22 protein-coding genes and 1 riboswitch are annotated in these 22,666 nt (G+C 65.2%); of the genes, 11 read left to right on the forward strand and 11 right to left on the reverse strand.

From position 1 onward, the window contains the following. Positions 1 to 2: 2 nt before the first annotated feature. From VSR82_RS27270 to ribB, 4 genes are all read left to right on the forward strand, one after another. Complete coding sequence (locus tag VSR82_RS27270) at positions 3 to 410, forward strand: VOC family protein (RefSeq protein WP_368584008.1); 408 nt, start codon at positions 3 to 5, stop codon at positions 408 to 410. 26 nt (positions 411 to 436) lie between these two features. Further along, positions 437 to 1,603 (forward strand): MFS transporter, encoded by a 1,167-nt coding sequence (locus tag VSR82_RS27275; protein ID WP_410848592.1) that lies wholly within the window; start codon positions 437 to 439, stop codon positions 1,601 to 1,603. Positions 1,604 to 1,733: 130 nt separating this feature from the next. Further along, a complete protein-coding gene (locus tag VSR82_RS27280; RefSeq protein WP_368584006.1) occupies positions 1,734 to 2,441 on the forward strand; it encodes a helix-turn-helix domain-containing protein in 708 nt (235 codons plus the stop codon). Between the two features lie 138 nt (positions 2,442 to 2,579). Further along, positions 2,580 to 2,763, forward strand: a riboswitch (FMN riboswitch). A 149-nt stretch (positions 2,764 to 2,912) separates the two neighbouring features. Next, complete coding sequence (ribB, locus tag VSR82_RS27285; RefSeq protein WP_429457953.1) at positions 2,913 to 3,632, forward strand: 3,4-dihydroxy-2-butanone-4-phosphate synthase; 720 nt, start codon at positions 2,913 to 2,915, stop codon at positions 3,630 to 3,632. Between the two features lie 97 nt (positions 3,633 to 3,729). Here the strand turns inward: ribB and VSR82_RS27290 are convergent, their stop codons facing one another. The 3 genes from VSR82_RS27290 to glpD form a co-directional block, all read right to left on the reverse strand. Continuing rightward, positions 3,730 to 4,416, reverse strand: a complete 687-nt coding sequence (locus VSR82_RS27290) for an HAD family hydrolase (protein WP_176105100.1) — start codon at positions 4,414 to 4,416, stop codon at positions 3,730 to 3,732. Positions 4,417 to 4,546: 130 nt separating this feature from the next. Then, entirely contained in the window at positions 4,547 to 6,046 is a 1,500-nt protein-coding gene (glpK, locus tag VSR82_RS27295; protein ID WP_410848590.1) for a glycerol kinase GlpK, read from the reverse strand. Positions 6,047 to 6,214: 168 nt separating this feature from the next. Continuing rightward, a complete protein-coding gene (gene glpD / locus VSR82_RS27300; protein WP_429457956.1) occupies positions 6,215 to 7,744 on the reverse strand; it encodes a glycerol-3-phosphate dehydrogenase in 1,530 nt (509 codons plus the stop codon). Between the two features lie 214 nt (positions 7,745 to 7,958). Here glpD and VSR82_RS27305 point away from each other — a divergent pair, with 214 nt between their 5' ends. Next, positions 7,959 to 8,318 (forward strand): hypothetical protein, encoded by a 360-nt coding sequence (locus VSR82_RS27305; RefSeq protein ID WP_368584002.1) that lies wholly within the window; start codon positions 7,959 to 7,961, stop codon positions 8,316 to 8,318. Positions 8,319 to 8,374: 56 nt separating this feature from the next. On the opposite strand, the gene VSR82_RS27310 is transcribed toward VSR82_RS27305, so the two are convergent. From VSR82_RS27310 to VSR82_RS27320, 3 genes are all read right to left on the reverse strand, one after another. Then, on the reverse strand, positions 8,375 to 9,028 hold the full coding sequence (locus VSR82_RS27310; protein WP_368584001.1) for a TetR/AcrR family transcriptional regulator: 654 nt from the start codon (positions 9,026 to 9,028) through the stop codon (positions 8,375 to 8,377). A 99-nt stretch (positions 9,029 to 9,127) separates the two neighbouring features. Beyond that, positions 9,128 to 9,325, reverse strand: a complete 198-nt coding sequence (locus VSR82_RS27315) for a hypothetical protein (RefSeq protein ID WP_013090475.1) — start codon at positions 9,323 to 9,325, stop codon at positions 9,128 to 9,130. A gap of 307 nt (positions 9,326 to 9,632) precedes the next feature. Further along, positions 9,633 to 10,412 (reverse strand): DeoR/GlpR family DNA-binding transcription regulator, encoded by a 780-nt coding sequence (locus tag VSR82_RS27320; RefSeq protein ID WP_498858243.1) that lies wholly within the window; start codon positions 10,410 to 10,412, stop codon positions 9,633 to 9,635. Positions 10,413 to 10,752: 340 nt separating this feature from the next. Between VSR82_RS27320 and ggt the strand changes: the two genes are divergently transcribed. From ggt to VSR82_RS27340, 4 genes are all read left to right on the forward strand, one after another. Next, on the forward strand, positions 10,753 to 12,393 hold the full coding sequence (ggt, locus tag VSR82_RS27325) for a gamma-glutamyltransferase (RefSeq protein WP_429457960.1): 1,641 nt from the start codon (positions 10,753 to 10,755) through the stop codon (positions 12,391 to 12,393). A gap of 189 nt (positions 12,394 to 12,582) precedes the next feature. After that, entirely contained in the window at positions 12,583 to 13,953 is a 1,371-nt protein-coding gene (locus tag VSR82_RS27330) for an MFS transporter (protein ID WP_429457963.1), read from the forward strand. 340 nt (positions 13,954 to 14,293) lie between these two features. Further along, positions 14,294 to 15,121, forward strand: coding sequence for a ferritin-like domain-containing protein (locus VSR82_RS27335; RefSeq protein ID WP_368583997.1), 828 nt, complete (start codon positions 14,294 to 14,296; stop codon positions 15,119 to 15,121). A gap of 99 nt (positions 15,122 to 15,220) precedes the next feature. Next, positions 15,221 to 15,754: a hypothetical protein gene (locus tag VSR82_RS27340; RefSeq protein ID WP_429457965.1), complete on the forward strand. Its 534-nt coding sequence runs from the start codon at positions 15,221 to 15,223 to the stop codon at positions 15,752 to 15,754. A 59-nt stretch (positions 15,755 to 15,813) separates the two neighbouring features. Here the strand turns inward: VSR82_RS27340 and VSR82_RS27345 are convergent, their stop codons facing one another. The 4 genes from VSR82_RS27345 to VSR82_RS27360 all read right to left on the reverse strand — a co-directional run bounded on the left by VSR82_RS27345 (position 15,814) and on the right by VSR82_RS27360 (position 20,404). Further along, positions 15,814 to 17,370 (reverse strand): DEAD/DEAH box helicase, encoded by a 1,557-nt coding sequence (locus VSR82_RS27345; RefSeq protein ID WP_410848586.1) that lies wholly within the window; start codon positions 17,368 to 17,370, stop codon positions 15,814 to 15,816. Between the two features lie 226 nt (positions 17,371 to 17,596). Then, positions 17,597 to 18,217 carry a PAQR family membrane homeostasis protein TrhA gene (gene trhA, locus VSR82_RS27350; protein WP_429457968.1) on the reverse strand — a complete coding sequence of 207 codons (621 nt, stop codon included), beginning with the start codon at positions 18,215 to 18,217 and terminating at the stop codon, positions 17,597 to 17,599. A 132-nt stretch (positions 18,218 to 18,349) separates the two neighbouring features. After that, positions 18,350 to 19,651 carry a c-type cytochrome gene (locus VSR82_RS27355; protein WP_368583994.1) on the reverse strand — a complete coding sequence of 434 codons (1,302 nt, stop codon included), beginning with the start codon at positions 19,649 to 19,651 and terminating at the stop codon, positions 18,350 to 18,352. A 21-nt stretch (positions 19,652 to 19,672) separates the two neighbouring features. Beyond that, the gene (locus VSR82_RS27360) at positions 19,673 to 20,404 is read right to left on the reverse strand and encodes a c-type cytochrome (protein ID WP_176380868.1); all 732 of its coding nucleotides are present in this window, start codon (positions 20,402 to 20,404) and stop codon (positions 19,673 to 19,675) included. A 342-nt stretch (positions 20,405 to 20,746) separates the two neighbouring features. Here VSR82_RS27360 and copC point away from each other — a divergent pair, with 342 nt between their 5' ends. Both copC and VSR82_RS27370 read left to right on the forward strand, forming a co-directional pair. Further along, positions 20,747 to 21,124, forward strand: a complete 378-nt coding sequence (gene copC, locus VSR82_RS27365) for a copper homeostasis periplasmic binding protein CopC (protein WP_368583993.1) — start codon at positions 20,747 to 20,749, stop codon at positions 21,122 to 21,124. Beyond that, positions 21,121 to 22,050, forward strand: coding sequence for a CopD family protein (locus tag VSR82_RS27370; RefSeq protein ID WP_368583992.1), 930 nt, complete (start codon positions 21,121 to 21,123; stop codon positions 22,048 to 22,050). Before copC ends, VSR82_RS27370 begins: the two co-directional genes overlap by 4 nt. A gap of 180 nt (positions 22,051 to 22,230) precedes the next feature. Here VSR82_RS27370 and VSR82_RS27375 read toward each other — a convergent pair whose 3' ends face one another. Next, entirely contained in the window at positions 22,231 to 22,533 is a 303-nt protein-coding gene (locus VSR82_RS27375) for a hypothetical protein (protein WP_498858244.1), read from the reverse strand. Positions 22,534 to 22,666 lie beyond the last annotated feature (133 nt).

The raw sequence follows: 22,666 nt of genomic DNA on the forward strand, positions 1-22,666 counted from the left end.
CCATGCAACTCGATCACGCGACCATCGTCACCGCCGAGCTCGATTCGGCCCGACGTTTCTTCGTCGATATCGCCGGGCTTACCGACGGCGCGCGCCCGTCGTTTTCCGTCGACGGCTACTGGCTGTACGCAAGCGGCCGCCCGCTCGTGCATCTGATCGGCGCGCCGGCTTCCGGCGCGGTGGGCCGCATCACGCCGCGCGTCGATCACATCGCCTTTCGGCTCGATAGCGCGGGCGAATGGCAAGCGTTGCTCGAGCGGCTCGACGCGCACTACATCGGCTATCAGACCGCGCAGGTGCCGGCGAGCGCCGCGCAACCGGCGGAGCGGCAGTTGTTCGTCGCGCTCGCGCCGGGCGTCGTCATCGAATTCGTCACAGCGGCGCGCCAGACCATCCAGCCCGAGTCCTGATCCAACCTCATTCCCGGAGCAGAAAAATGCCCATTCCATTACTCGCGCTCGCGATTAGCGCATTCGCGATCGGTACGACCGAATTCGTCATCATGGGCCTGTTGCCCGAGGTTGCGCGCGATCTGGCCGTGTCGATTCCGTCCGCGGGCCTGCTCGTCAGCGGCTATGCGCTTGGCGTCGCGGTCGGCGCGCCACTGCTCGCGGTGATCACGAGCAGGATGTCGCGCAAATTCGCGCTGCAACTGCTGATGGGTGTGTTCGTCGTCGGCAATGTGCTGTGCGCGCTGGCGCCGAGCTATTCGGTGCTGATGATCGCGCGCGTCGTGACCTCGTTCGCGCACGGCTCGTTCTTCGGCATCGGTGCGGTGGTCGCCGCCTCGCTCGTGCCGGCCGACAAGCGCGCGAGCGCGATCGCGCTGATGTTCACGGGCCTGACGCTCGCCAACGTGCTCGGCGTGCCGTTCGGCACCTTCATCGGCCAGCAGTTCGGCTGGCGCGCGGCGTTCTGGATCGTCAGCGGTTTCGGCGTGCTGTCGCTCGCGGGCATCAGCGCGCTGGTGCCGAACCGCCACGACACCGGGCCGGCCGGCCTCGGCCACGAAGTGCGCGTGCTGAAAGACCCGCAAGTGTGGACCGCGCTCGCAATGACGGTGCTCGGCTTCGGCGGCGTGTTCGTCGTGTTCACGTATATCGCGCCGATCCTCGAGCAGGTGAGCGGCTTCTCGCCGCGTGGCGTGACGCTGGTCCTCGTGCTGTTCGGCGTGGGCCTGACGGTCGGCAACATGGTCGGCGGCAAGCTCGCGGACCGTGCGCTGATGCCGTCGCTGATGGGCATCCTCGCCGTGCTCGCAGTCGTGATGGCGTTCTTCGCGCGCACCAGCCATTCGCCGCTGGCCGCCGCGGTCACGGTATTCGTGTGGGGCATCGCGGCGTTTGCGACGGTACCGCCGCTGCAGATGCGCGTGGTCGAGAAGGCGGCCGCCGCGCCGAATCTCGCGTCGACGCTGAACATCGGTGCGTTCAATGTCGGTAATGCGGCGGGTGCGTGGCTCGGCGGTCTCGTGATCAATCACGGTCACGCGCTCGATACCTTGCCTTGGGTCGCCGCCGCGGTCAGCGTCGCCGCGCTGCTGCTCACATGGTTCGCGGCGCGGATGGATGCGCCGGCGCGCGCGCTCGCGCAAAGCACGTAAGTCGTCAGTTGCTTGCCTCTGCGATGCTGATAACAGTGTGAAGATAACTTCGTTGGGCGCGGCGAAAGCCGATGCTATCTTGCCTCCACTTACTGCTCTCGCGCCGCCGGGCGGCGCTCTGGAGGCCAATATGCATTCCCCGCTCGCGCTGGTCCGCGATCCTTCGGCCGATGCCGATACCAACGCCGCTCCGCGCTCCGCCGAACCGTTCGATGCGCTCGAACAGCTGGTCGGCGTGAATCTGGCGCGGCTGCGCGCCGAACGGCAGCTTTCGCTCGATGCGCTGGCGCGCGCGTCCGGCGTATCGCGCGCGATGCTCGCGCAGATCGAGTCGGCGCGCAGCGTGCCGTCGATCAAGGTGCTGTGCAAGGTGGCGGCGGCGCTGAAGGTGTCGGTGGCGGCGTTCCTGCGGCGTCACGCGACCAACGGCTTCGAGCATCTGCCGGCCGAGCGTTCGGCCCGCGTGGTCAGCGCGAACGGGCGCTACTCGGTGCGCCCGCTGTATCCCGACGACGAGTCGATCGCTGCCGAGTTTCACGAACTGCGGATCGCGCCGCTGCATACGGAGGCGGGCATTCGCCGCGCGCCGGGCACGACGGTGAATCTGGTGGTCAGCGACGGCACGCTCGAAGTCAGCGTGCACGACCAGCGCCAGCTGCTCGCGACCGGCGACGCGATCGTGTTCGACGCCGACCAGCCGCACAGCCTGCGCAATCCCGGCGACACCGAGGCACGCGCGTTTCGCGTGACGCTGCGGGCTGAGACGCCGCCGCGCTGGGAAGTGCGGGCCGCGAGCGCCGCACGCGATGAAGCTGCGCGCGAAGGCGTACCGGGTTGAGGATCGACGGCGTTCGAGGTTCTGGCGCAGGTCAGGGCGTCGATGCAGGGCCAACGCCGTCAGTAGGGTCTTTATTCGTCGCGCTGCAGCGCTCGCGCGACTGTTGTATGCTTCGCCGGCCGGTCAAACCGGCAATCAGTGCGTCTTCAGGGCGGGGTGCAATTCCCCACCGGCGGTAGGCCGGCAGCGCGACAGCGTGAGCCGGCAAGCCCGCGAGCGCCCGCATCGAGTGGTCTACGCAGTAGCGCAGACCGCGGCGGGGTCAGCAGATCTGGTCAGAAGCCAGAGCCGACGGTCATAGTCCGGATGGAAGAAGATGTGCAGATAGTCATGTGCGTTCCGCGATGCCGCCCGTAGCCTGGGCGGCCGATCATCGTCCGCTTTCGTGCGGCGTGCCAGGCGGCAGCGTGTCAGTCTGTTTGCAATGCCCTGAAACGTTTCTCGCCCAACTTTTGCGATGAGCGTTTCAACATGTCCTTTGCTACTTTTCCCGCTCCGTCGACGATCGCAGACGATGCCTTCGCCGATCTCCCTCTGCTTGCCACCGAAGCCGTTCCGCCGCGTATCGCCGCCGCCTTGCAGGCGCTGCGCGACGGTCGCGCCGTGGTGCTGCAGGACGACCACGACCGCGAGAACGAAGCCGATCTGATCGTCGCGGCCGAGCGCCTGTCGGTCGAAACGATGGCGCTGCTGATCCGTGAATGCAGCGGCATCGTGTGTCTGTGCCTGCCCGACGACAAGATCCGCGCGCTCGAACTGCCGCCGATGGCCGTCAACAACGAAAGCCGTCACGGCACCGCGTTCACGGTGTCGATCGAAGCGCGTGAAGGCGTCAGCACCGGCGTGTCCGCGCAGGATCGCGTGACCACGATCCGCGCGGCGATCGCCGATACGGCCAAGCCCGCCGACATCGTGCGCCCGGGCCACGTGTTCCCGCTGCGCGCGATGCCCGGCGGCGTGCTGGCGCGGCGCGGCCACACCGAAGGCACCGTCGATCTCGCGATCCTCGCGGGCCTAAAGCCGGCCGGCGTGCTGTGCGAACTGATGAACGCCGATGGCACGATGACGCGCGGCGCGGACGTCGAGCGCTTTGCCGCGCAACACGATCTGCCGATGCTGACGATCGCCGAGCTGGTCGAGTTTCGCGAGACGCTCGCGCAGGTGCGCGAGGGTGCGTTGGCCGAGGCTTGACGGGCCATCATCCGTCGAGCGGTACGCGGTGCCATCACGCAAAAAGCCGGTTCTTCGCACGAAGAACCGGCTTTTTTATCGGCGTTGCGCGAAGCCGCTACGACTGCACGTCGCCGAACTCACCGCGCACGCCCGCGTCGATCAGCGCCGGCAGTTCATCCATGTGCTTGATGATTCGCGTGATGCCCATCGCGCGCAGCGCATCCGCATAGCCGTCCGGAATATGGCTCGCGCCGACGAAGGCGATCGTCTTCATGCCGGCCGCGCGGGCCGCGTTCAGGCCCGAGACGCTGTCCTCGACGACGAGGCAGCGCGCCGGTTCGACGCCGAGCGAGGTGGCCGCGAACAGATAGACATCGGGATAGGGTTTCGGCCGCGCGACCTGCTCGGCGCTGAACACGCGCTCGCCGAAAATCTGCTGCAGACCCGCACGCCGCACCGATGCGCTGACGCGCGTCATGCGGCTGTTCGACACGACGGCGGCCGGCAGTGTGACGCGTTGGAGCGCGTCGCGCACACCGTGGATCGGACCGAGCGACGCGGCAAGCGCGAGCTCGACGTTGTGCTCGATCGTATCGAGGAAGTTCGCGGGCAGCGTGATGTCGAACTGCTTTTCGAGGCCGGCGAGAAAGCGCGAAGTTTGCTGGCCGAACGCGGTTTTGATGACAGGGGCGAAATCGATGCCGGGGAAGGTGGCCGTCAGCGTGTCGAACATCACGCGATCGGCGATGACTTCACTGTCGACGAGCACGCCGTCGCAGTCACAGATGAGGTGGTCGATCATGCCTGAAAAACGATAAGCGCAACGCGCGCGGGCGGCGGGTTGCAAGCCCGCTCGTCGGGGTGAAAAGCGTCATCATACGTGCTTTCTGACCACGTTCTTTCGATGTTCTGCCGCCCGCAGACTTATGGCCTTATGGTGTATCGGCCCAGGCCTTCGCCGCGCGGATCGCGCGCTGCCAGCCATCGAGGCAGGTCCTGACCTCCGCGTGCGGCAGCGCTGGCGTGAAGCGATGCTCGAGCTTCCACTGGCTTTTCAACTCGTCGATGTCCTTCCAGTAGCCGACCGCGAGACCGGCCAGATAGGCCGCGCCGAGCGCGGTCGTCTCCGACACCTGGGGGCGCACCGTGTCGACGCCGAGGATGTCGGCCTGGAACTGCATCAGCAGATTGTTCGCGCAGGCGCCGCCATCCACGCGCAGCTCGCCGATGCGAATGCCCGAGTCGGCTTCCATCGCCTTCAGCACGTCGAGCGATTGATACGCGATCGAATCGAGCGCCGCACGCGCGATATGCGCGGAGGTCGTGCCGCGCGTGACGCCGAACAGCGTGCCGCGGGCGCGTGCGTTCCAGTGCGGCGCGCCGAGGCCGGCGAACGCCGGCACCAGATACACGCCGTCGCAATGCCGCACGCTGCGCGCGAGCGTTTCGATTTCGGCCGCGTTCTTGATGATGCCGAGGCCGTCGCGCAGCCACTGCACCACCGCGCCGGCGATGAAGATGCTGCCTTCGAGCGCGTAGTCGATACGATCGCCGATCTGCCAGGCGATCGTCGTCACCAGATTGTTCTTCGATTCGATCGGTTTGGTGCCTGTGTTCATCACGAGGAAGCAGCCGGTGCCGTAGGTGTTCTTGACCATGCCGGACTCGGTGCACATCTGGCCGAACAATGCAGCGTGCTGATCGCCGGCGATGCCCGCGAGGGGAATCTTCGAGGCGAACACGGTGGTCACCGTCGGTCCGTACACCTCCGACGACGGCCGCACTTCCGGCAGCATGCTGCGCGGAATATCGAGCGCGGCGAGCAGTTCGTCGTCCCACTTCAGCGTGTGGATGTTGAACAGCATCGTGCGCGACGCGTTGGTTACGTCGGTGATGTGCAACGCGCCCTTCGTGAAATTCCACATGAGCCAGCTGTCGACGGTGCCGAACGCGAGCCGGCCCTGTCGCGATTTTTCGCGCGCGCCTTCGACGTTGTCGAGAATCCAGCGGATTTTGGTCGCCGAGAAGTACGAGTCGATCGGCAGACCGGTCTTCGCGCGCACGCTCGCTTCGAGACCTTGCGCTTTCAGTTCGTCGCAGAAGTCGGCGGTGCGGCGGTCCTGCCAGACGATCGCGTTGTAGATCGGATGGCCGGTTTCGCGATCCCACACGATCGTGGTTTCGCGCTGGTTCGTGATGCCGATCGCCGCGATCGACGGGCCGTTCATGCCGGCTCGCGTGACCGCCTCGGCGGCGACGCCGGCCTGGCTCGACCAGATTTCCTGCGGATTGTGCTCGACCCAGCCCGGCTGCGGGTAGATCTGCTGGAATTCCTTTTGCGCGGTCGACACGACGTTGCCGCGCCGGTCGAACAGCATCGCGCGCGAGCTCGTTGTGCCTTGGTCAAGCGCGAGGACGTACTGATCCTGCATTGTCTCTTCTCCATGCATGTTACGGATCGCCGGATCGTTTGGCCGGCGATGCGGGCGGCGTGTTGTTGTGAGCGGGCCGCCATAGTGTGAGGGCGCGTGCCGGCGTCGTCCAGCCGAAGCAGCGGTGGGTGGCCGGCTCTGCTCGCGGGGTGGCGTCTGCCGCGTCGCCTAAGCGCTCTGCGGGGCCGGTTCGTGCGCGAACCACGCGTCGATGTCGCGCGTGACCTGCTCGAGCGTGCCCGGCTCGACATGCAGGCCGAGCTTCGAGCGCCGCCACAGCACGTCCTGCGCGGTACGCGCCCACTCCGTATCGCGCAGATAAATCAGCTCGGCTTCGTGCAGTCCCGGCGCGAACTCACGACCGAGTTCGGCGCGCGAGCGCGCCGAGCCGATCACGCGATTCGCGCGCGTGCCATACGCGCGCGCGAGCCGATGCGCGAGCGATGCCGGCAGCCACGCATGTTCGCGCGAGAACTCGCCAAGGAAGCGATTGAAGTTCGCCTGCGCGATGTCGCCGCCCGGCAGCGGCGCGTCGGCGGTCCACGCGGGTGCGCCGCGGCGCAGCGCATCGGTGAGCGTATCGACGGCCTGCTCGGCCAGCTTGCGAAAGGTCGTGATCTTGCCGCCGAATACCGACAGCAGCGGCGCCTCGTTCGCGGGCGCGTCGAGTTCGAGCGAGTAGTCGCGCGTGACCGCCGACGGATTGTCCGCGTTCTCGTCCTCCAGCAGCGGGCGTACGCCCGAATAGCTCCAGCGCACGTCGGCGGGCGAGATCTTCTGCCTGAAGTAGCGGTTGATCGAATCGCACAGGTACTGCGTTTCGTTGGCGTCGATCGCGACTTGCGACGGGTCGCCGCGATATTCGAGGTCGGTCGTGCCGATCAGCGTGTAGTCGTGCTCATACGGAATCGCGAAGATGATCCGCTTGTCCGGGTTCTGGAAGATGTACGCGTGGTCGTGTTCGAACAGGCGCCGCGTGACGATGTGGCTGCCCTTGACGAGCCGCACGCTATGGGACGACGGCCGGCCGAGCGGCCCCTTCAGCAGCTCGCCGACCCACGGGCCCGCCGCGTTCGCGATCGCGGCGGCGCGCACGTCGAGCGTCGCGCCGTCCGCGCGTTGCAGTTGCGCGCGCCACTCGCCGCCGGCGCGCACGGCGGCGATCAGCTTCGTGCGCGTGAGGATCGTCGCGCCGCGCTCGTGCGCGTCGAGCGCGTTCAGCACGACGAGGCGGGCGTCGTTGACCCAGCCGTCCGAATAAACGAAACCGCGCTCGATCGTTTCGACGAGCGGCGCGCCGGCCGGATGCCGGCTCATCACGATGCCGCGCGAGCCCGGCAGCAGTTCGCGTTTAGCCAGATGGTCGTACAGGAACAGACCCGCGCGGATCAGCCAGGCGGGGCGCAGATCAGGCAGGTGCGGCATCACGAAGCGCAGCGGCCAGATGATGTGCGGCGCCGCGCGCAGCAACGTTTCGCGCTCCTGCAGCGCTTTGCGCACGAGCCCGAACTCGCGGTACTCGAGGTAGCGCAGGCCGCCGTGGATCAGCTTGGTGCTCGCCGACGACGTGTGTGCGGCCAGATCGTCCTGCTCGCACAGCAGCACTGACAGACCACGGCCGGCCGCGTCGCGGGCGATGCCGGCGCCGTTGATCCCGCCACCGACGACGAGCAAATCGTATTTCGTGCGTTGCGTCACCTGCTGAGCCCTCTGGATCGAATCGGGACGTGGTTTGGAAAGCTAATTGAACGAATCATGTTCGTTTTCGAACTCTAATGAACATATTCGAAAAAGTAAAGTTCGCTTGACTTGAACGAACGCGGACCGAAAGGCGCCGGAGTGGCGTTACGCGCGACCGCGGACGATACTCTTGGCAGCAGCCATTTCGAGGTGATGAATGCGAGGATTTTTGATGATCGGCGCTGCCGCGCTTCTGGCAGGATGCGTGAGCACGCCGAGTCTGGAAGGGACGAGGGGCGCGACGTCGTTCGAGGCGTTGCAGAAGATGTGCACGCCGCAAACCGTCGACTACGGTCACGACGCGCAGATCGTCTATGAGACGTTCTTCGATGCGTATGTCGCAAACCGGCGCGGTCGGCTGTCGAACGACGACTTCTGCGCGTTCCAGGCGTCGATCGCGCAGCGCCATGCGAGCGAGGGGACGAGCAGCGATCCGAAGGTGCGCAACCAGTGGGTCGAGTTCTTCAACGAGCAGCGCGCAAGAGCGCTCGGCTGGCGGGCGACTGTCGATCCGACCTTGCGGAGCGGCTAAACGGCAGTGGGTGACTGGCGAGCCCGACTCTCGCGCCTCCTGCCCGGCGCACCGGTTCACTTTTGCGGCGACAACGCTCCGCGCCACAACATGCGCAGGATCTGCGCGAACACCGCTTCGCGCGACGGCTCATGTGCGCCGTCGCCGGCGGAATCGGCCTGTTGTGCCGCCGGCGGCGGCAACTGGTTCACGAGCGCGAGCATCGTGAAGCCGTGCAGGCTCGTCCAGTACGCGTAGCCGATCAGACGCGGATCACCTTCCAGAACGCCCGCCTCGACGAGCCGCTCGAAGTGCGCTTCCAGCAGACGCCACGCGCGCTGCGACGCCGCGGCCAGTTCAGGGTAAGCGCCTTGCTGTTGCGGCGTCTGATCGAACATCAAACGGTAGGCGTGCGGCTCATCGAGCGCGAAGTCGACATAGGCCCGGCTGACGGCGCTGTGATCGATGGCGGGGGCGGTCGCGGGGATCGCTTTCGCGGCCGCTTCGAGGCGCGCGGCGAAGCGGTTGAACGCGGCGGCGCGGACCATCGCCAGAATCTCTTCCTTGTCGCGGAAGTAGCGATACGGTGTCATCGCGCTGCAGCCGAGCTCCTTCGCCAGCTCGCGCATCGTCACGCCTTGCGCGCCGCGGGTAGCGAACGCGTTTTCCGCGACGCGTCGCATCGCTTCGCGAAACTGCTGTATGTCGTCGGCGGAGAGCGTCTTTGGCATGCGCGAGGGTGAGAAGTCCGTCGCGTGAATTTACTGCGTAAATGAGACGCGCACAATAAAGGGCCGCAAAGGCGGCCCGCTGTCAACTGCAGGGATCATTCAGGAATAACGTTTTATGGCCCGCAATGCGGTGTCGCCGGTTTCCGTCACGCGCCATTCTTCGTTGCCCGATGCGAGGCGTTCGAGTTGCACCAGTTGGCGTTCGAGCAACGCGTCGAGTTCTTCTCGGTCCATTTCGACCTGGTTGGGGGCGTCCTTGACGAGCAACAACGTGGCGAATTCATGCGGACTCAGCATCGTTCTCTCCATGTCAGCAAATGGCGGACAGCCTTGCAGTCGGCCTTGGGCCGGGGTGGGGGTCCGCTGAAGATCAGGGCGGGAGGTACGGCTTACACGACAGATTCACACAACCGACGCCGTGCGAAACTCGCAACGTACGCTGGGGAACTGGAGTGTAGGCGAGCACCGATGAAACGCCAACCTGGTCCCCGTTAATTTTCCATTTGACAATTGGCGGCGCGATAGGCGGTCCGGCCCTGCGGCCAAATTCTTGATTTCACGCGAGGTTTTGCGTGCACCGCAGCATGGCGGAGAACGCCTGGAATTATCCGGCGATGTAGATTTGACAATTCGCGGCGTTCAGCGCTTCGGCCATGTCGGCGGGCGGGGCGGCGTCGGTGAACAGCGCGTCGATCTGCTCCAGATGTCCCTGGCGAACTAGCGCGGGACGGCCAAACTTGGAGTGATCGGCGGCGAGGAAAACGGTGCGCGCGTGCTCGATGATCGCCTCGGCGACACGCACTTCGCGCGTGTCGAAATCGCGCAGCGTACCGTCCGTTTCGATGCTCGACGTGCCGATGATCGCGAAATCGACCTTGAACTGGCGGATGAAATCGATCGCCAGCTCACCGACGATGCCCTTGTCCCACGGCCGCACGATGCCGCCCGTCACTAGCACTTCGCAGTCCGGGTAGCCGCTCATCATGCTCGCGACGTTCAGATTGTTCGTGATCACGCGCAAGCCGCGGTGACGGTTCAGCGCCCGTGCCACTTCCTCGGTGGTCGTGCCGAGATTGATGAACAGCGATGCCTGATCCGGAATGTGAGTGACCACCAGCGCTGCGATGCGTCGCTTCTCTTCATGGAACATGCGCTGGCGCGCGGTGTAGGAAACGTTCTCGGAACTGGTCGGCAGACTGGCGCCGCCGTGATAGCGGCGCAGCAGGTTCATATCGGCGAGCCAGTTGACGTCCCGGCGGATCGTCTGCGGGGTGACGTCGAAGTGGCTCGCGAGGTCGTCCACGGTCACGAAGCCGTCGCGTTGCACCCACTCCAGCAATTCCTGTTGCCGGGCGTTGAGAGTCAGGCGGGGGTCTCGTGTCATGTGTGGAGTGTCGTGGCTGTTGTGTCGGCGCGGTCCGTCGCCGTCATCAAGCGGGCTGGCCGATGGCCGGCCGTCGACGAACGCGGTTGCGGCTATTGTAAGACCATCGCGCCCCTTGTCCGCCAACTGGCGCAGTCCGCTGGATTCGCCGCGAGCACGCCGGATTTGCTCGATCCCCCTCATTCAGGCGCATTCCGCATTTATTCATTTAATAAATGAATTTGTTTTTTGGCGCGCTTCGCGATGCAATCCTGGGTTTCGCGATTGACCTGCTTTACAACCTTTCCCCTGATGTCCGGCGACTTTTTCGTGCCGGCCCGCGCTTTCGAGAGTGTTCGACATGACTGGCTTCAGCAACTGGCAAAACCCGTATCCGACGCAACGTCTGCCCGTATTCGCACGCAATATCGTTTCGACCTCGCACCCGCTCGCCGCGCAGGCCGGGCTGCGCATGCTGTGGAAGGGCGGCAATGCCGTCGATGCGGCCATCGCGGCCGCCGCCGCGATCACGGTGGTCGAGCCGGTGTCGTGCGGCCTGGGTGGCGACGCGTTCGCGCTCGTGTGGGACGGCAAGAAGCTGCATGGTCTGAACGCGTCGGGCGTAGCGCCGGCCGCGTGGAACGTCGATTACTTCAGGCGCAAATACGGTGAGGAAAACGGCCTCGCGCAGCAGCCGAAGCGCGGCTGGGATGCGGTCACGGTGCCGGGTGTGATCGCCGGCTGGGAAGCGCTGCACCGGAAGTTCGGCAAGCTGCCGTTCGCCGACCTGATGGAGCCGGCCATCCAGATCGCCGAGCGCGGTCACGCAGTGGCGAGCATCGTCGCGTACAAGTGGGCGGCCGCGGTGCCGGAGCTGAAGGATCAGCCGGGCTTCGCGCAGACCTTCATGCCGCGCGGCCGTGCGCCCGAGGTCAGCGAGCTGGTGCGCTTCCCCGGTCACGCGAAGACGCTGCGCCTCATCGCCGAGCAAGGCCCGCGTGCGTTCTACGAAGGCGAGATCGCCGAGCGGATCGCCGCTTTCGCGCGCGCAGGTGGCGGCGCGCTGACCGCCGACGATCTGCGCAACTACCGCGCTGACTGGGTCGAGCCGATCGGCAAGGACTATCGCGGCTACACCGTGCACGAGATTCCGCCGAACGGCCAGGGCATCGCGGCGCTGGTTGCGCTCGGCATCCTCGAAAAGTTCGACGTGAAGTCGCTGAAGGTCGACAGCGTCGAGTCGCAGCATCTGCAGATCGAAGCGATGAAGCTCGCGTTTGCCGATCTGTATCGCTACGTCGCCGATCCGCGCTCGATGGAAGTCACGCCCGAGCAGATGCTCGACGACGCGTATCTGAGCTCGCGCGCGAAGCTGATCGACCCGAAGCGCGCCACCCACTTCGACTTCGGCATGCCGAAGGCGGGCGGCACGATCTACATGTCGGCCGCGGACGAGAGCGGCATGATGGTCAGCTTCATCCAGTCGAACTACATGGGCTTCGGCTCGGGTGTCGTGGTGCCCGACAGCGGCATCGCGCTGCAGAACCGCGGCTGCGGCTTCTCGATGGACCCGAAGTCGCCGAACGTCGTCGAGGGCGGCAAGCGGCCGTTTCACACGATCATTCCGGCATTCCTCACGCAGCAGGTGAACGGCCGGCAGGAAGGGGTGATGAGCTTCGGCGTGATGGGCGGTGACATGCAGCCGCAAGGCCATCTGCAGACCGTGGTGCGCATGCTCGACTACGCTCAGCAGCCGCAGGCCGCGTGCGATGCGCCGCGCTGGAAGGTCAACCGCGACTTCACGGTCGATATCGAGTCGACGCTCGATCCGAAGACCACCGAGGGCTTGCAGAAGCTCGGCCACACGATCAAGTCGGTCGACGATCCGTACATGGACTTCGGCTCCGGCCAGTTCATCTGGAAGCTCGATCGCAACGAGCCGGAGCGCGGCTACGTGGCGGCTAGCGACAGCCGCCGCGACGGTCTCGCGGCCGGCTTCTAGGCCACGACGAGGCAACGCGCGGAGCTGGGGTCCACGCCGGAGCCCAGCTCAGCTCAGACACCGGGCAACAGGCAATGAAAGCGCGGCATTCCATATGCCGCGCTATTGCCCGCCCACCAGCCGCCTCGCCGATGCAGGCGAAGCCGCGCCCAACACAGCAATCACGCAGCAGGCAAGCAGGAGACCATCATGCACACCCCCGCGTCGCATGCGACAAGCGCTTCTCCTCACGCCGCGCCGCTTTCGAAAGCAATGGTGCGGCGGATCGTTTTCTCGTCGTCGATCGGTAACGCGCTCGAGTGGTTCGACTTCCTGGTCTATGGCTACTTCGCGACGGTCATCGCGAAACAGTTCTTCCCGATGCAGGACGAGTGGCTGTCGACGCTGCTCGCGATCGCCACCTTCGGCATCTCGTTCCTGATGCGCCCGCTCGGCGCGATCGTGCTCGGCGTGTACGGCGACCGCAAGGGCCGCAAGGCGGCGCTGACGCTCGCGATCGCGCTGATGATGGTCGGTACTTTCACGATGGCCGTGATGCCGCCGTTTTCGACGATCGGTCTCGCGGCGCCGCTGCTGGTGCTGTTCGCGCGGCTCGTGCAGGGCTTCGCGGTCGGCGGCGAGTTCGGCAGCGCGACCGCGTTCATGGTCGAACACAGCGCGACGCGGCGCGGCTACTACGCGAGCTGGCAGTTCGCAAGCCAGGGTCTCGCGGCGATCACCGCGGCAGCCTTCGGTTCGCTGCTGACCGCGTGGCTGCCGGCCGAGCATCTGAACAGTTGGGGCTGGCGTGTGCCGTTCGTGTTCGGTCTGCTGGTCGGGCCGGTCGGCTACTACATCCGCTCGCATCTCGACGAGACGCCCGAATTCCTCGCATTGCGTGAAGAGCGCGCGGCTAGCGAAGCGGCTGGCGAACCCAAGGCCGTGAACGGTTCGAAGGACGCGTCGTTCTCGAATCAGTGGGTCAACCTGCTGCTCGCGATCGGTATCGTTGCGCAGTCGACGGTCGGGGTGTACGTGCTGCAGCTCTATATGCCGCTCTACGCGGTCAAGCAACTGCATATGGCGGCGGCCGCGTCGTTCGGCGTGGTCGTGCTGAACGGCGGCATGCAGTTCATCTTCTCGCCGATCATGGGCGCGCTGTCCGATCGCATCGGCCGAATTCGCATCATGCTGAGCACGTCGATCCTGATGGGCCTGCTGATCTATCCGATGTTCGCATGGTTGCAGACCCATCCGACGATTGGCTGGCTGCTCGTGCTGCAAGGCGTCGCCGGTATTTTCAAGGCTTCGTACTCGGGGCCGATGCCCGCGCTGATGTCGGAGATCTTCCCGACGCGGGTGCGCTCGACTGGCCTTTCAATCGGTTACAGCATCGGCGTGACGATCTTCGGCGGCTTCGCGCCGACCATCGTCGAAACCTTCATTCATTTGACCGGCGACAAACTCGCGCCGAGTTATTACGTGCTGCTTGCGGCGGTGCTTTCGGGCGTATCGCTGATCATCGTTGCGCTGCGCATGCGTCGCGACCGCCCCGTCTCGGGCGAGGTACAACCTGCCTGATGCCTGAGGAAGAGGGCGGCCACTTGGGGCGCCCGTGCCCCAACCCCGCCGGACCTGGTGTCTGTCCGAAAAGCCAGCCTTTTGGGCTGGCTTTTTTTTTGCCTTGCGCACATCGTTTTAATACGCGGCAAGATTTCGACTATCTTGGAATCGGAACTGCGTCGTTGCGGCATGGTCTGTGCTGTGTGAACTGCATGGTCGGATATCTCCGGCTAACATGCAGAGTACAAGGGCCCAACTCTAATTCACGGCGTTGTATCCGGCACGGAGAACATCACGGCGAGCGCGGGGGCGGTTGCGAAGAACTCCACGGGTCGGTACAGCATGGGAGCAAGACACAATGCACACGGAGCTGAACCATGTCATGCCCTGGCGGATCGAGGACATCGATCTGACTCGCATCGACCGGCAGAAGGCCGCGGCCAACGAAGACCTGCTGCTGTTGCTGTGCGCTGCTTCGTTCATCGAAAGCGGCACCGATCTCTACACCAGCAATCTGAGTACATTTTTCAACGACGACCCTGAGGTCTCGGCTTGGCTCAACCACGAGTGGGAGCCCGAGGAAATGCAGCACGGCCGGGCGCTGCAGACCTATATCGCGTACGTATGGCCCGAGTTCGACTGGCACACCGCGTTCCGCAATTTCATGGGCGAATATTCGCTGACTTGCTCGGTCGAGGATTTCGAAAAGACCCGCGCGCTGGAGATGGTCGCGCGTTGCGTCGTCGAAACGGGTACCGCGACGCTGTATCGAGCGATCAACGAATGCTCGGACGAGGCGGTGCTCAAGCAGATCACCGACAACATCCGCACCGACGAAGTCCGCCACTACAAACACTTTTTCAAGTACTTCAAGAAGTACAACCGGATTGAGGGCAATGGCCGGCTCGCGGTGCTCGGCGCGTTGATGCGTCGCGTGATGGAAATCAAGAACGAAGATTCGGAGATCGCATTGCGCCACGTGTTCGCGATTCGCTATCCGGAGCGCGTGCACGACTCCGCGTATAACCGTGAGCGCGCGGCGCGCATCAATAAGCTGGTGCGGCGCAATCTGTCCGCCGACATGTGCGTGAAGATGCTGCTCAAGCCGCTCGATCTGCCGGCGCGCATTCAGCCGGGTGTGCATTATCCGCTCGCGAAGATCACGCAGCATGTGTTCTTTCGCTGAGCCTTCGAGGAGAATCAGAAAGCCAAGCCCGCTGATGCGGGCTTTGCTTTTTTCGAGGCATGATTGTGCTTTACCGACTACTTCGACTGGATCGATGGCATGAGCGATTCCTCCTCCGCATCTACCTCCGCGCGTCCGCTCGAACAGAACGTGTTCGACGAATGGCCGGCCAACGTGCGCGCATTGTTCGACGGGTCGTCGCTTGCGGACAAGGCGGGCTTCACCGCGTCGCTGTTGAGCGTCGATGCGAACGGGCACGTGCGCACATCGCTGCTGAGCGTCGGCGAACTCTATGCACCCGACTCGCGCACGCTGTGCATTGCGCTCTGGCCGCAAGCGCGCGCGACACGCGCGATTGCGCAAAGCGGGCGCGCGGCGCTGAGCTTCGTCTGCGATGCGGCGTTCTATCAGGTGCAGTTGCGTGTTGTGCCGCTGCCCGAGGTTGCGGGCGACGACAGCGGCCTCGTCTATCTGCTCGGCTCGATCGACACAGCGGAAGCGCAAAGCGTCCGTTATGCGCGCCTGACGGGCGGCATCACGTTCGAATTGCAGGGAGAGGGGAATGCGGTGCTCGAGCGATGGGAACAGCAGGTCGAGCATTTGAAGCGGGCTGCCGCCGCGAGCAGCCGTTAGTCTTCGAGCAGGAAGCGCTAAACGGCTGATGCGCCGGCAGCCTTTAGGCGGAGCGACGCTTAACGGCCGCGGTCGCCGTTGCGCGACGGTTGCGCGCCGCGCGGCGCATCGTTGCGCTTCACGCCGCCGCCGAGCAACGCGCCCGGATTGCCGTTGGACGAACGATTGCCTTGCGGCTTGCGCGGCGCTTGGTGCGCGGGAGCGCCATCGTGCGCGGCCGCACGCGGCCGATCGTCGTGCCGCTGCATATCGCGACGCGGCTGACCGCCATTGCCGGCCGGCTTCGCACCTTGCGGCCGCGGCGCGGGCTGAGCATTCGACGCACGCTGTCCCGAACGCTGACCGGAGCCTTGAGCCGGCTTGGCCGATGCGCCACCACCAGCACCGCCGTCACGGCGCCCGGCGCCTTGTCCCTGGCGCGGCGAACGCCCGCCGCCGCCCTGGCCGCGTCGCTGGATCGGCTCCGGCTTCGCGGTCGGGTCCGGCTCGAAACCGGCGATCACTTCCTGCGGGACCGGACGCTTGATCAGCTTCTCGATGTCCTTCAGCAACTGCAGTTCATCGACGCACACGAGCGACACCGCCTCGCCCGTCGCGCCCGCGCGACCGGTGCGGCCGATGCGGTGCACGTAGTCTTCCGGCACGTTCGGCAGATCGAAGTTGACCACGTGCGGCAGCTGATCGATGTCGATGCCGCGTGCGGCGATGTCGGTCGCCACCAGCACCTGCAGCGTGCCGTCCTTGAACTCGGCGAGCGCGCGCGTGCGGGCCGATTGGCTCTTGTTGCCGTGGATTGCGAGCGCGCTGATGCCGTCCTTCGTCAACTGTTCGGCGAGGCGGTTCGCGCCGTGCTTGGTGCGCGTGAACACGAGCACCTGGAACCAGCTGTGCTGACGGATCAGATGCGTGAGCAGTTCGCGCTTGCGGTCGCGATCGACCGGGTGAATCTTTTGCGCGACCGTTTCGGCCGTCGTGTTGCGGCGCGCGACTTCGATCAATGCCGGCGAGTCGAGCAGGCTGTCGGCGAGCGCCTTGATCTCGTCGGAAAAGGTCGCCGAGAACAGCAGGTTCTGGCGCTTCGGCGGCAGCTTCGCGAGCACGCGCTTGATGTCGTGGATGAAGCCCATGTCGAGCATGCGGTCCGCTTCGTCGAGCACGAGAATCTCGAGATGCGACAGGTCGATGGTCTTCTGCTGCATATGGTCGAGCAGACGGCCCGGCGTCGCGACGACGATATCGACGCCGCGCTTCAACGCATCGATCTGCGGATTGATGCCGACACCGCCGAACATCACGGTCGACTTCAGCTTCAGATACTTGCCGTAAGCACGCACGCTTTCTTCGACCTGCGCGGCGAGTTCGCGCGTCGGCGTGAGGATCAGCGCGCGCACCACGCGCTTGCCGCCGGCGGCCGGCGCCATCGAATTCAGGCGCTGCAGGATCGGCAGCGTGAAGCCGGCGGTCTTGCCGGTGCCGGTTTGCGCGCCGGCGAGCAGATCGCCGCCGTTGAGCACGGCCGGAATCGCCTGAGTCTGGATCGGAGTCGGACTGGTGTAGCCGAGTTCGTTGACAGCGCGGACCAGCGGTTCGGACAAGCCGAGGGAATCAAAAGACATAAAAGCTCTTTGCAATGCAGTTTCGCGAACGGCCCCGCTGAGTCCATAGGACCCCAACGCGGAAAAACCAGCGCGGCATCGACACGCCAGCATGGCGTGTGCGAGGCCGCAGCCCGGTTCCGTTCACGGAGAAATCGGCGGCACGCTCACAGATGTGCCGAATGGTTTCAACGCGCTATGCAGACACGTCGACTGGCCTTAAGTTGCAATTCGTCGCCGTGGAACGTCACGCGACATAGCGCGCGACACTGACGAATTGACACAGACTGCCCGCCAGTACGAACAGGTGCCAGATACCATGTCCGTGGCGGATGCGCTCGTCGTTGATGAAGAAATAGATGCCGGCGCTATAGATGACGCCGCCGGCCACGAGCCACGCGGTACCCGCGGCCGGCAACGCCTGCACCAGCGGGCGGACGGCTACGAGCGCGAGCCATCCCATCAACACATATAGCACCATCGACACGCTGCGGGTGCGTCGCCCGAGCGTGAGTTCCTGCACGATGCCGAGGGCAGCGAGCCCCCAGCTCACGCCGAATAGCGACCAGCCCCACGGTCCACGCAACGTGACGAGCGTGAACGGCGTGTAGCTGCCGGCGATCAGCAGGTAGATCGCCGAATGATCGCATTTCTGCAGAATCGCCTTCAGACGCGGATGGCTGACACTGTGATACAGCGTCGAGATCGCATACAGCATGAACAGCATCGCACCATACACGCTGAAGCTGACGACCTTGTACGCGTCGCCGGCGAGCGCGCCCATCGTGACGAGCGCCGCCAGCCCCACCACCGACAGCACGGCGCCGACGAGATGGGTAATGCTGTTCAAACGCTCACCGACAGGCACGACTCTTTCCTCCTGCACGGTCCCACGAAGGCGACCGCCAACACAAACAGGCCCACATGATACCGGTCCTGAAAAAACGAAGGGCGCGGCCGCGAAACTCGCAGGCCGCGCCCAGGGTACGTCAAACCCTGCTTAGTCGAGCGGCGCCGAACGCAGCTCGGCCACTTGCTGCGGCGACACGGCCGTACCGTGGTTGCCCCAGGACATACGAATGTACGTCACGACCGCTGCGACTTCCTGATTCGACAGAGACTGTGCGAACGGCGGCATGCCGTACGGATGCGGGTTCGCGTCCGTGCTCGGCGGATAACCACCGTTCAGCACCATGCGGATCGGGTTGACCGCCGACGGCATCTGGATCGACTGGTTGTTCGCGAGCGGCGGGAATGCCGGCGGACGGCCGAGACCATTGTCTTCGTGGCACTTCGCGCAGTTGTCAGCGTAGATCTTCTGACCTTGCTTCAGCAGTTCGCCGCCGAACTTTTCCGAGGTTTCGAGCTGCAGCGGTTCCGGCGCTTCGCTCTTCTGCGGAATCGTCTTCAGGTACGTCGCCATCGCGTTGATGTCTTCGGTCGACAGATACTGCAGGCTGTTGTGAACCACTTCGGCCATCGGACCGAACACCGCGCCGCGGTTCGACACGCCGGTCTTCAGCAGATCGGCGATGTCCTTCAGGTCCCAGTCGCCGAGGCCGGCTTCCCTGTTCGACGTCAGCGACGGCGCATACCAGTTCTGCAGCGGAATCAGACCGCCCGCGAATGCCGCCGAGCTGACCGGGCCGCCCATCGCGTTGATCGACGTATGGCACATGCCGCAGTGGCCGAGGCCTTCGACCAGATACGCACCGCGGTTCCATTCGACCGACTTGGTCGGGTCCGGCTTGAACTCGCCTTCACGGAAGAACAGCGTGCGCCAGCCGATCAGCATGTTGCGCTGGTTGAACGGGAATTTCAGTTCGTGCGGACGGCTCGGTACGTTGACCGGCGTGACCGAGCGCAGGTACGCGTAGATCGCGTCGGAGTCGGCGCGCGTGACCTTCGTGTAGCTCGTGAACGGGAAGCCCGGATAGAGCAGGCTGCCATCTTTCGAGCGGCCGGTGTGCATCGCGCGATAGAAGTCGTCCTGGGTCCACTTGCCGATGCCGTACTGGTCGTCAGGCGTGATGTTCGGCGTGAACATCGTGCCGAACGGCGTGGCCATCGGCAGGCCGCCCGCAAACGGCTGGCCGCCGCGCACGGTATGGCAGGCGATACAGTCGCCGGCGCGGGCGAGGTACTCGCCCTTCTTGATCAGGTCGGCCTGGTCCGCGGGCGTTGCCGCGACGGCCGCGCCGCTGCTGTGCAGATGGTCGCCGCCCGACCACAGGACGGGAACGAGTGCGGCGGCCGCGACCACGACGACTGCCGAGAGGGCGAACAAAGACTTGCGTTTCATTTGAATGTCTCTCCCGGCGCCTTATTGCGGTTCGCTGCCGCAGGCAAGCGGAGTCTTCAAGGAGCGGGCCGGAGCCGGCACGGGGTTTTGCGGAGCCTGCTGCGTGGCAAGCCAGGCCGCGACGGCGTTCACGTCTTCGTCGCTAAGGCGCGTGGCGATGGTGTGCATGCAGTCCGGTGCGATCGCACGACGCGTGCCCGAACGCCATGAGCCGAGCTGCGCGCTGATGTAGTCGGCGTGCAGGCCGACGAGACCCGGGATCGCCGGTTCCATACCGGTCAGTGCCTTGCCGTGGCAGGCCGCGCACGCGGGAACCTGCTTGTTCGCATCACCATGCAGCACGATCTGCTCACCGCGCGCGAGCGTGGAGGCGGAGGCCGTCGGCTTGGCCGGCGTCGGATACGGTGGGCGCTGCTGCGAGAAGAAGGTGGCGATCTGATGCAGGTAGTCGTCGGAGAGATACGTGACGAGGTAGTTCATCGGCGGGTACTTGCGGCGCCCTTCACGGAAGTTCTGCAACTGATTGAACAGATATCCCGCCGGTTTGCCCGCGAGACGCGGGAAGTAGTCGTTGTCGGTGCCTTGCCCATGCGAGCCGTGGCAGGCCGTGCAGCCTTGCACGCGCGCTTCCATCGTGTCGGGGGCCTTCGGTTGGGTCTGCGCTTTCGCAGCGCTATAGACACCCGCGGAGCCGATCAGCAGAAGGGCAAGCAACGGGCGGAAGAGGCGTCTTGAAGACACGCGTAACTCCATCAGAATCGGGGACCTGACCGAACTTCGGGCGGCTCGGTGTGAAGGACAGCCGTCGCTGCGGCGACGCAGCATTCTATCATCGAAGGGTAATGGTGACTATTTGCCGCATTAGATGCGGTTCCAGGTGTGACCGCCATGCGACAGTGTGTCGCGTTTGCCAGTTTGGGACTTCAGTTGCGTCGCGCGTCGTGATCAACAGCTTTGTCTCATCAAGCAAGGTTGAACCGATCCCCGCGCGCGCCATCGAAGCGTACACTTCCGGGCTTCGCCGGCCGTCGTGCAGACGATGCGCGTCGTCGGCCCGGCTTTGTTCCGTTCGTTCTCATCCGCTATCGGCCTTACATGAAGCTATTCGATTTCTCCTCATCGACGCTGCGAGCGTTGATGTCCGGCGCGGTGGCGCTGGCCATGTCATCCACCGCGTTCGCGCATGCGCATCCGATCTCGAGCGTGCCGGCCGCGAACGCCGAGGCCGTCGCGCCCGCCGACGTGACCATTCATTTCACCGAGCCGCTCGAGCCGGCGTTCAGCAAGATCACACTCGCCGATGGAAGCGGCAAGTCCGCGGCTTCGACCGCATCGACGGTCGACAGCGCGGACGCCCGCGAGATGCGCCTCGCGCTGCCTCAGTTGTCGAGCGGCCGCTATGCGGTGCACTGGGTCGCGGTGGCCACCGATGGCCATCGTACGCAAGGCGACTTCGCGTTCAACGTCAAATGAACTTCGACGGACTGTGGATCGGGCAGGTCGCAATGGCCGCGCTCATGAACGTCGCGTTCGGCTTCGCCGTTGGCTCGGCGCTACTCGGCGCTTGGCTCGCGAAAGACGGGCTGCAAGGCACTTCACCGGCGCGCCCCGGCTGGATGCGCGCACATCGCTCGATGCTCGCGGCGACCATCGTGCTGGTGCTCGCGGATCTCGGCTGGCTGTTGTATCAGGCGGCGTCGATGAGCGGCGTCGCGTTGCCCGCGGCTTTCGGCATGGTGCCGATGGTGCTGACGCAAACGCATGTCGGCTATGGTTGGAGCGTCGCGTTCGGCGGCGCGCTGGTGCTGCTCGGCACCGCGCTGAGCCATGGCACGGGCATGCTGCGTAACACGCTGCTGTGGCTCGCGGTGCTCGCGATCTCGGCGGGCAAGGCGTCGCTCGGTCATGCTGCGGATGCCGGCGTGATGTCGGCCGCGATCGGCATGCAGACGCTGCACGTGCTCGCGACGAGCGTATGGGGCGGTGTCGCGATGGCCGCGGGCTTCGCGGTGCTGCCGGCGCTCGGCGCATCGACCGCGCGCGGCATGCTGATTCGCACGGCGACCCAGGTGTCGAACGTGTCGCTCGTCGCGGTCGCGTTGGTGTTGCTGTCGGGCGTCTTCAATGCCGTGCGCGGCTCGGGCGGGTCGTTCGAAGCGATTCAGGGGAGCACGTGGGGCCATGTGCTGACATTGAAGCTCGTACTGGTCGCGCTCGCGCTCGTGCTCGGCGCGCTGAATCGAACCTCGGCGCTGCCGCGGCTGCGTCGTACCGCGTCGACGATGGATGCGCATACCTTCGTCAACGTGATCTATCTGGAAGCGCTCGTGATGATCGGTGTGTTCGTCGTCGCGGCCGCGTTGTCGCACACCGTGCCGGCGTTTGCTGCGCTCGGTTGAACGCGCGGCGAGCCGCATAAAAAAGCGCCGCACTGCGAAGCACGTGCGGCGCAATACACACGGTCGCCTGGCTGTGGCCAGCGCACCCGCTACTACTCTTCAGGCAAACGGCGCGTCGTCGCGCGCCCGTTCCGGCAATGCAGGCGTCAGTCGCATCACGCGGCCCGGCTCGAAGCGCGCTTACTCGAGACCGAGGCGGTGACCGAGAATCGGCGCGCAGAACAACGCGATCGCGCAGCCCGCGGCCTTGCCTTCGAGTTCGGCGCCGGCCGCGTGCGTGCCGACCATCTGCGTGAGCAGATCGAAAACCTGCGGCAGGCAGTACAGCACTGCCGCCGCGATAGAGCATTTCCCGACCACCGCGATACTCCATCCGCGCTCGTAGGCGACCATCGCGCCGATGATGCGCAGCACGCCGAAGACGACCAGCGCGCCGACCGCCGCCTGTTCGCGGATCAGATAGTCAGGAAGGAATTCGCCCATGGTGTCCCCGCTGCATGCGTTGTCGGCATGCATTTCAGCAAGGAGCAGACCATGCGTCTGTCCGATACCGAACAAACGTGGCGAGGGCCGGGCGGGATAAGGCTGGGCGGAGATCGAGGCAGGGCGGGCGGCC

Source organism: Burkholderia sp. JPY481 (assembly GCF_038900515.1).
GTDB lineage: Bacteria > Pseudomonadota > Gammaproteobacteria > Burkholderiales > Burkholderiaceae > Paraburkholderia > Paraburkholderia youngii.

Coding starts and splice junctions, on each gene's coding strand:
- VSR82_RS27330 (WP_429457963.1), top strand. CDS start 12,583: ATGCACACCCCCGCGTCGCATGCGACAAGCGCTTCTCCTCACGCCGCG.
- VSR82_RS27375 (WP_498858244.1), bottom strand. CDS start 22,533: ATGGGCGAATTCCTTCCTGACTATCTGATCCGCGAACAGGCGGCGGTC.
- VSR82_RS27320 (WP_498858243.1), bottom strand. CDS start 10,412: ATGACACGAGACCCCCGCCTGACTCTCAACGCCCGGCAACAGGAATTG.
- glpK (WP_410848590.1), bottom strand. CDS start 6,046: ATGCAGGATCAGTACGTCCTCGCGCTTGACCAAGGCACAACGAGCTCG.
- VSR82_RS27335 (WP_368583997.1), top strand. CDS start 14,294: ATGCACACGGAGCTGAACCATGTCATGCCCTGGCGGATCGAGGACATC.
- VSR82_RS27305 (WP_368584002.1), top strand. CDS start 7,959: ATGATCGGCGCTGCCGCGCTTCTGGCAGGATGCGTGAGCACGCCGAGT.
- VSR82_RS27355 (WP_368583994.1), bottom strand. CDS start 19,651: ATGAAACGCAAGTCTTTGTTCGCCCTCTCGGCAGTCGTCGTGGTCGCG.
- VSR82_RS27290 (WP_176105100.1), bottom strand. CDS start 4,416: ATGATCGACCACCTCATCTGTGACTGCGACGGCGTGCTCGTCGACAGT.
- VSR82_RS27310 (WP_368584001.1), bottom strand. CDS start 9,028: ATGCCAAAGACGCTCTCCGCCGACGACATACAGCAGTTTCGCGAAGCG.
- VSR82_RS27345 (WP_410848586.1), bottom strand. CDS start 17,370: ATGTCTTTTGATTCCCTCGGCTTGTCCGAACCGCTGGTCCGCGCTGTC.
- VSR82_RS27270 (WP_368584008.1), top strand. CDS start 3: ATGCAACTCGATCACGCGACCATCGTCACCGCCGAGCTCGATTCGGCC.
- VSR82_RS27360 (WP_176380868.1), bottom strand. CDS start 20,404: ATGGAGTTACGCGTGTCTTCAAGACGCCTCTTCCGCCCGTTGCTTGCC.
- VSR82_RS27370 (WP_368583992.1), top strand. CDS start 21,121: ATGAACTTCGACGGACTGTGGATCGGGCAGGTCGCAATGGCCGCGCTC.
- ggt (WP_429457960.1), top strand. CDS start 10,753: ATGACTGGCTTCAGCAACTGGCAAAACCCGTATCCGACGCAACGTCTG.
- VSR82_RS27340 (WP_429457965.1), top strand. CDS start 15,221: ATGAGCGATTCCTCCTCCGCATCTACCTCCGCGCGTCCGCTCGAACAG.
- VSR82_RS27275 (WP_410848592.1), top strand. CDS start 437: ATGCCCATTCCATTACTCGCGCTCGCGATTAGCGCATTCGCGATCGGT.
- VSR82_RS27280 (WP_368584006.1), top strand. CDS start 1,734: ATGCATTCCCCGCTCGCGCTGGTCCGCGATCCTTCGGCCGATGCCGAT.
- copC (WP_368583993.1), top strand. CDS start 20,747: ATGAAGCTATTCGATTTCTCCTCATCGACGCTGCGAGCGTTGATGTCC.
- VSR82_RS27315 (WP_013090475.1), bottom strand. CDS start 9,325: ATGCTGAGTCCGCATGAATTCGCCACGTTGTTGCTCGTCAAGGACGCC.
- ribB (WP_429457953.1), top strand. CDS start 2,913: ATGTCCTTTGCTACTTTTCCCGCTCCGTCGACGATCGCAGACGATGCC.